Annotated in this window: 5 protein-coding genes and 1 pseudogene; 1 reads left to right on the forward strand and 5 read right to left on the reverse strand. The window is 40.2% G+C overall.

The features are described 5' to 3' along the window. The 5 genes from WBJ10_RS12315 to corA all read right to left on the reverse strand — a co-directional run. Nucleotides 1–1394: PH domain-containing protein (locus tag WBJ10_RS12315; RefSeq protein ID WP_424290714.1), on the reverse strand; the 1394-nt coding region annotated here is incomplete at its 3' end. After that, nucleotides 1391–1906 (reverse strand): PH domain-containing protein, encoded by a 516-nt coding sequence (locus WBJ10_RS12320; protein WP_424290716.1) that lies wholly within the window; start codon nt 1904–1906, stop codon nt 1391–1393. The genes WBJ10_RS12315 and WBJ10_RS12320, both read right to left, overlap by 4 nt. Further along, nucleotides 1906–5259: a methylmalonyl-CoA mutase family protein gene (locus WBJ10_RS12325; RefSeq protein ID WP_424290718.1), complete on the reverse strand. Its 3354-nt coding sequence runs from the start codon at nt 5257–5259 to the stop codon at nt 1906–1908. Before WBJ10_RS12325 ends, WBJ10_RS12320 begins: the two co-directional genes overlap by 1 nt. Nucleotides 5260–5377: 118 nt before the next feature. Then, a complete protein-coding gene (locus WBJ10_RS12330) occupies nt 5378–5620 on the reverse strand; it encodes a hypothetical protein (RefSeq protein WP_424290720.1) in 243 nt (80 codons plus the stop codon). Nucleotides 5621–5692: 72 nt separating this feature from the next. Continuing rightward, nucleotides 5693–6646, reverse strand: coding sequence for a magnesium/cobalt transporter CorA (gene corA, locus WBJ10_RS12335; protein ID WP_424290722.1), 954 nt, complete (start codon nt 6644–6646; stop codon nt 5693–5695). A gap of 53 nt (nt 6647–6699) precedes the next feature. Here corA and WBJ10_RS12340 point away from each other — a divergent pair. Continuing rightward, nucleotides 6700–7100: pseudogene (locus WBJ10_RS12340) on the forward strand (TIGR01212 family radical SAM protein); the annotation flags it as partial.

Consider the following 7100-nt stretch of genomic DNA (forward strand, 5'->3'; position numbering starts at 1 on the left):
GCTTCCAGGGGAATATAAGGTGCAGTGATTGTGCCGCCTGCTGTGTGTAAGGATAGATCTGCGAGAAATTTTCGCTGCTGATATGGACTTTGAGAGATTTTTACAGATTGGATTTTATCCCATTTCAAGAGGACTGTCCGGTTTCCAAAGATACCGGTGTTGATATGTACAAGATTACTTGTCCATGAGAAGAGAAATTTTCTGCTGTACAACCAAAAATAAAGAAATGCATAAAGGGGCAACAGTATCAACAGCAGCGCTTGCTCAGCAGTGAAAAGAAAGAGCGGAATAGCAAATATTGCTGATGGAATGATACCGAAAAATAGGGTATTTCTATATAAATATGATGGATGGATCTTTAAATTACTGGCAAATTGTTCAGGAATGTCATGGATATAGGTTGTTGCGAGTTTTTGAATGGTAAGTTCTGAGGTGACAGGGGCTTTAATTTTCAGATTATTTTTTATCGCTTTACCGCCAATGGTATGAAATTCGAAAAGGAAGATTGGGACTTTTTTTCGCAGCCAATTGGTCTTCCATGATACATATTGCACTTTCTTAAACGGAACTAATTGCTGTGAGCTATTGATCAGGCCTTTGCTGATGTTGAAGCCCTGGTCTGTTTTTGTTATTCGGAAATTTATATATGCAAATAAGGTCCGAAATAATGAAACTATAACAGACAGTAGCATGATAGCCAATATTCCCATGATTATAAACATGATGCCGCTTTCAAGGATTCGATTGGTTGAAATTTCCAGCAGATCTTCGTTGTATTCTTTAAGAATATCTTTAATGTTATTAATGAAAGATAGAAATACCCCTATCAGAATCAGGAGAGTTTCAAAATGGTTCGCGGTTAAGCCCAGTTTGAGTAGATCCCTAAAGCTTAGATCGGAAATCAAGTGATCCTTATTTTGACTTAGTTCCTTTTCAGTCCTTTTATTAAGCACAAAAGACATTAATTTTTCTGCCTCGAGAGTGTTTAACTGAATTTTTACTTCCGCTTCTTCAGATCCAGGGGTGTCAAAAGCCAACTCCGAAATATTAAAAATCTTTTGAATCCAGTTCTGATTGATATGGACAGCCTGAATTTTCTGAAGCGGCAGGGCAATCTGCTTACGCGAAAAGATTCCGCTTTTTACCTGTACTTCTTCGTCTGTGATCCTGAACTTGAAGAATAGATACTCAACGAAGGCTGTGATAAAAGCGATGGTTGGGAAAAGAATAAAAATGACCTTTTCGGTAATATCTTCTTCGCCATCTGATCTTACGAGGATTACAAGAATTATAGGCCAGAAAGCTTTAATCAACTGGATAACGCTTTTTAAAAGGATCTGCCAAACAGCCATATGGGGCTGGCGACTAAATTCTTCCCAATTATAGGATTTCATTCCTGCTGATTTTTCAGGATGATCAGCTCCCTAAGATTATTAGCTTCCTCAGGTCTGAGTCCTGGGATTACAATATCCGAATCACTTCCACCGGCAGAAAAAATCCTCAGTTTACTGATCCCAAGATTTCTTTCAAAAACTCCGGCATCAACAGAGCAATGCTGGATTCGGTTATATGGGCAAACATGCAGGCTTTTTTTCAGCCAGCCAGTTTGATAAAGGATATCATGTTCCCTTACGGCATATGCCTTACTCTTAAAATCGAGATAGGTTAGCCTAAAGTTTAAAAAGCAGAGAATTGCAAAAACAGCGAGTGTTATCCCAACCATCATCCAGCTGTGGAATTCACTGTTGAGCATCATCACAATCAAAGTGATCAGAAAAAAGATAGTCCAGTATGCTACCTGTTTATAGCTTAGAACTGTATAATAGCGCTCGTCAACCGGTACGAGTTTACTTTCTTCCGCTTTAGGAAGCATTGAAATATCTATATCCGGATTTGAAAACTGCATTACATATTCCTTCGATACTGACCGCCTACTTCATAAAGTGCGTGGGAAATCTCTCCAAGGCTGCAACATTTACAAACTTCCATTAAACTTTCGAAGATGTTATCACCTGCAAGGGCTTTCTTCTGCAAGTTTTTCAAAAGCTGAACTGAGTGGTCTGCATTGCGCTTCTGGAAAGCCTCCAGTGCCTCGATTTGAAATTGTTTTTCTTCTTCAGTCGCTCTTATCACTTCAGAAGGTATTATGGTTGGTGAGCCATTCTTATTAAGGAAAGTATTTACACCAACTATCGGAAATTCTCCAGAGTGTTTAAGCGTTTCATAGTACAATGATTCTTCCTGAATCTTACTTCGCTGATACATTGTTTCCATCGCTCCTAAAACTCCTCCACGATCATTAATTCGCTTGAATTCTTCCAATACTGCTTTTTCGACCAGTTCAGTTAGCTCCTCAATAATAAAAGACCCCTGCAAAGGGTTCTCGTTTTTAGCTAATCCAAGTTCACGGTTTATGATCAGTTGGATTGCCATTGCCCGCCTTACAGATTCTTCTGTTGGAGTGGTGATTGCCTCATCATAGGCATTGGTGTGCAAAGAATTACAATTATCGTAGATCGCGTAAAGCGCCTGAAGAGTAGTTCTTATATCATTAAAATCAATTTCCTGCGCATGTAAAGAACGACCGGAAGTTTGAATGTGGTATTTTAGCTTTTGGGACCTATCGTTTCCGTTGTATTTATATTTAATCGCCTTTGCCCAAATCAATCTCGCTACACGACCTATTACGGAGTATTCCGGATCTAATCCGTTGGAGAAGAAGAACGAAAGGTTGGGAGCAAAATCATCGATATGCATTCCACGGCTAAGGTAATATTCAACAAAGGTGAAACCATTGCTAAGTGTAAATGCCAGTTGTGAAATAGGATTAGCCCCTGCTTCCGCAATATGGTAACCGGAAATGGAAACAGAATAGAAATTCCGAATCTGATTATCAATAAAATATTTCTGAATATCACCCATCATCCGCAGGGCAAATTCAGTTGAAAATATACACGTATTCTGAGCCTGGTCTTCTTTCAAAATATCAGCCTGAACTGTGCCTCGAACACTTGAAATAGCGAGTGCTTTGATTTTATCGTAAACGTCCTTCGGTAATACCTGATCACCAGTAACCCCCAGTAACATCAAGCCTAAGCCGTCGTTTCCGGGAGGTAGCTCGCCCTGATATTTGGGTCTGCTGATACCCTGTGTACGGTAAATCTCCTCGATTTTATTATTTACTTCATCTTCAAGCTGATTTTTCTGAATATACCTTTCACATTGCTGGTCGATGGCTGCGTTCATAAAGAAACAAAGAAGCATTGGTGCAGGGCCGTTTATAGTCATCGAAACTGATGTTGAGGCATGACATAGATCAAAGCCTGAATACAATTTCTTTGCATCGTTCAGGGTGGCGATGCTTACACCAGAGTTGCCGATTTTGCCGTAGATATCTGGCCTTATATGTGGATCCTCGCCATATAATGTAACCGAGTCGAAGGCTGTTGAAAGACGATGCGCAGGCTGTCCTAAGGACACATAATGAAATCGTTTGTTAGTCCTCTCTGGTCCACCCTCACCAGCAAACATTCTTGTTGGATCTTCGCCTTCCCGTTTCAAAGGGAATACTCCGGCGGCATAAGGGAATTCGCCAGGGACATTTTCTGTTAACAGCCAGCGGAGAACATCTCCCCATGCTTCATACCTTGGAAGGGAAATTTTTGGGATCCTTAATTTAGATAAAGATTCGGAATAAAGTGATTGACGTATTTCCTTGTCGCGAACCTTAAAGACGAATTCATCAGCCTTATAACTTTTGATAGTTTCCGGCCACTCAGCTAATAACCTTTTGCATTCTTTGTCGAGTCCGCTTTCGAGTGTATTGTACATTTCTGTTAGAACTGCACTTATAGCCTTGTCCTTGTTTAGCTCCAGCACACCTTTAATCTGAAAGACTTGCTGAGCAATTTTACATTGCTCTTCTACCCATATGGAATACTCCTCATTTGCTTCTGCAATTTCTGCGAGATATCTCACGCGATCGGGAGGAATTATGTATGTTTTTTCTTGCTGGTTTTCTAATGAATCCTTATTAACAGCAAATCCGACATTTGTTTTATCTTTAATGACCTGCATTAATTTTGCAAACAAGGTATTCATTCCAGGGTCATTGAACTGGGAAGCCATTGTTCCGATTACCGGAAGGTCCTTGTCTTCAGCTTCGAATAAGTGATGATTGCGTTTAAATTGTTTGCGGACATCGCGGATCGCATCAAGTGCGCCTCTTTTATCAAACTTATTAATTGCAACCAGATCTGCGAAATCAAGCATATCAATCTTTTCGAGTTGTGTTGCAGCGCCAAATTCCGGAGTCATTACGTACACAGACACATCCGAATGTTCCGTAATTTCTGTATCTGATTGTCCGATTCCGGAGGTTTCAATAATGATAAGATCGTAACCAGCTGCCTTACATATATCTATTGATTCTTTAATGTATTTTGAAAGAGCCAGATTTGCCTGCCTGGTTGCAAGTGATCGCATGTATACCCGGGGACTATTTATCGAATTCATTCGAATCCTGTCGCCAAGCAATGCCCCTCCTGTTTTCCGTTTGGAGGGATCTACAGAAATAATTGCAATGCTCTTATCGGTTTCATTTAGAAACCGTCGTACTAATTCGTCCACCAAAGAAGATTTACCGGCTCCGCCTGTTCCGGTAATTCCGACCACAGGAATGTTTTTGTCCGTATTAAGAACAGAGATTTCTTTTAAAAAGCCTGCGGCCTGTTCTGGATGATTTTCAGCGAGCGTGATCGCGGATGCCACCGCTTTGGAATCTTTTTTCTTTATTCCAGCAAGTTCACCATTCAGTTTATCCCGGGTGAGGAAATCACATTTCTGCAGCATATCATTAATCATGCCTTGCAAACCCATCTTTCGGCCATCATCTGGCGAATAGATTTGAGTGATACCGTATTCTTTTAGCTCCTCGATTTCATACGGTAAAATTACACCGCCACCGCCTGCAAAAATCTTTATATGTTTAGCACCCTTCTCCTGAAGCAGATCATACATATATTTGAGATACTCCACATGGCCACCCTGATAGGATGTCATAGCAATTCCTTGGACATCTTCCTGGATTGCGCAATCCACAACCTCCTGAACAGATCGGTTGTGGCCCAGATGGATAACTTCAGCTCCTGAAGATTGCAGGATTCTTCGCATGATGTTGATAGTAGCATCATGTCCGTCAAATAAAGCTGCGGCAGTTACAAAACGTAACTTGTGTTTGGGTTTATAAACTTCGGTCATTACCTTTTTATGAATAGCTAAAGGTAAGAATAATTGACCTTCAAGCCAGAATAGTGGAGGGTATTAAAAACAAGAAAGGGGAATAAATCCCCCTTCTCTGTATACTTATTGTTAATTTTTAACCTTTTTTAGGGCCGTGTTTGGATGGTGTCTGAGGAGCTTGTTTCTTACCCTGTACACTGGGATTTACATTTCCCTTGTTAACTGTTGCCTGCTTATTATCGGTTTGATAGGACATCTGGCCGCCACTGTTGGAAATGCCCCTTTGTTTTTGATCTTCTTTTCCTGATTTAAAAGCCTGATTCGACTTAGATGAGCCCTGCTGATCCTCGTTCGATTTATTTTTAGAAGGTATATTCATCGTTTCTGTATTAAAGATAAGTTTAAAACCATTTCTTAATATGGAACGCGGGGAAGAATGAATTGTTTGTAGCTATAGCCAGTCTTTCTTCTTGAAATATAAGAGAGTAAGCACGGATGAAAGCACCATTAAAATTAGTGCTAAATAATATCCTAAGTTCCAATCTAATTCGGGCATGGCCCTGAAATTCATGCCATAAATACTGGCAATGAGGGTCGGAGGCATAAAAGCAACTGTCGCAACTGTAAATATTTTAATCACACGATTCTGCTCGATGTTTATCAATCCCATAAAGGTGTCCTGAAGATATTCCAGGCGTTCAAACGCAAACTTATTGTGTTCGATAAGGGAGCCAATGTCTTTCATCATTATTCTCAGGACATTCATATAATCTTCCGGAAAGAGGCTGCTTTTCATTAATGAAGATACAAGCCTTTGTTTGTCGACTATATTCTCTCTCATCATAATATTGTGATTCTGAAAAGACGCGATCTTCAAGAGGATTTCTTCATCTGAGCGTTTGCGGTTAAGAGTAAGTCGTTTGTTCAGATCTGCTATATCTTTTGCAAGACCTTCAATTATATCTGCATCCTGTTCAATCCCAGTCTCTAGAACGGTAAGCAAGATCTGGTAGCCATTTGTAAATGAGCCTGGGTTGGACCTGATCTTCTTTACAGATTCGCCGAATGTTTTTAAATCATCATCCCGGTAGGTAAAAAGGATGCCTTTTTCCAGCACAATGGATACCGGGCAGTAGTCGAAATCCTGATTTCTTAGGGATAGGAAATTTGAGTTAATGATCAATTCATCATCAAGTTCGTTAAATCGTGAAGAGCTTTCGATTTCGGCTGATTCTTCCTTTGACGAGTACTTTATGTCAAAATACGTCTCGATTGTGACTTTTTCTTCAACCGTCGAATTCTGTAGATCGACCCATACTAAGTCCATAATGGGAATTGCCCGAAGCAGGCTAATATCAGTTTCTTTAGCAAGTCTCTTGTCTTTCTTGTAATATATTCTGAGCATGAGGATCCGGGGCTTATTATGAATTCGTATCTTTGCAGAGCAAAAATAGAGTTTTGGGAACACCTTTAGACTACGGACATAAGAATTATAATCATTACGGAGCTTACCTGAAAAAGAAGTATGACGGCCAGCGTGTATATAAGATTATTGCTGATGCAGGATTCACCTGTCCTAATCGTGATGGGAGCAAGGGCTATGGTGGCTGCACCTATTGCAACGTTGATTCTTTTACTCCGGAACTTTCGCGGAAACTGCCTACCATCAAAGAACAGATAGAGCAGGGCATGGAACGTGCCTTTAAAAATTACAGGGCAGAAAAATTCATTATCTATTTCCAGCCCAATACCAATACATACGCTCCAACTCACTATTTAAAGATGCTGTACGACGAAGCATTAAGTATTAATACGGATAGAATTGTGGGGCTTTCTGTAGGTACCAGGCCAGACTGTAT

Source organism: Daejeonella sp. (assembly GCF_049655485.1).
Taxonomy (GTDB): Bacteria; Bacteroidota; Bacteroidia; order Sphingobacteriales; family Sphingobacteriaceae; genus Daejeonella.

Coding starts and splice junctions, on each gene's coding strand:
- WBJ10_RS12325 (WP_424290718.1), bottom strand. CDS start 5,259: ATGACCGAAGTTTATAAACCCAAACACAAGTTACGTTTTGTAACTGCC.
- corA (WP_424290722.1), bottom strand. CDS start 6,646: ATGCTCAGAATATATTACAAGAAAGACAAGAGACTTGCTAAAGAAACT.
- WBJ10_RS12330 (WP_424290720.1), bottom strand. CDS start 5,620: ATGAATATACCTTCTAAAAATAAATCGAACGAGGATCAGCAGGGCTCA.
- WBJ10_RS12320 (WP_424290716.1), bottom strand. CDS start 1,906: ATGCAGTTTTCAAATCCGGATATAGATATTTCAATGCTTCCTAAAGCG.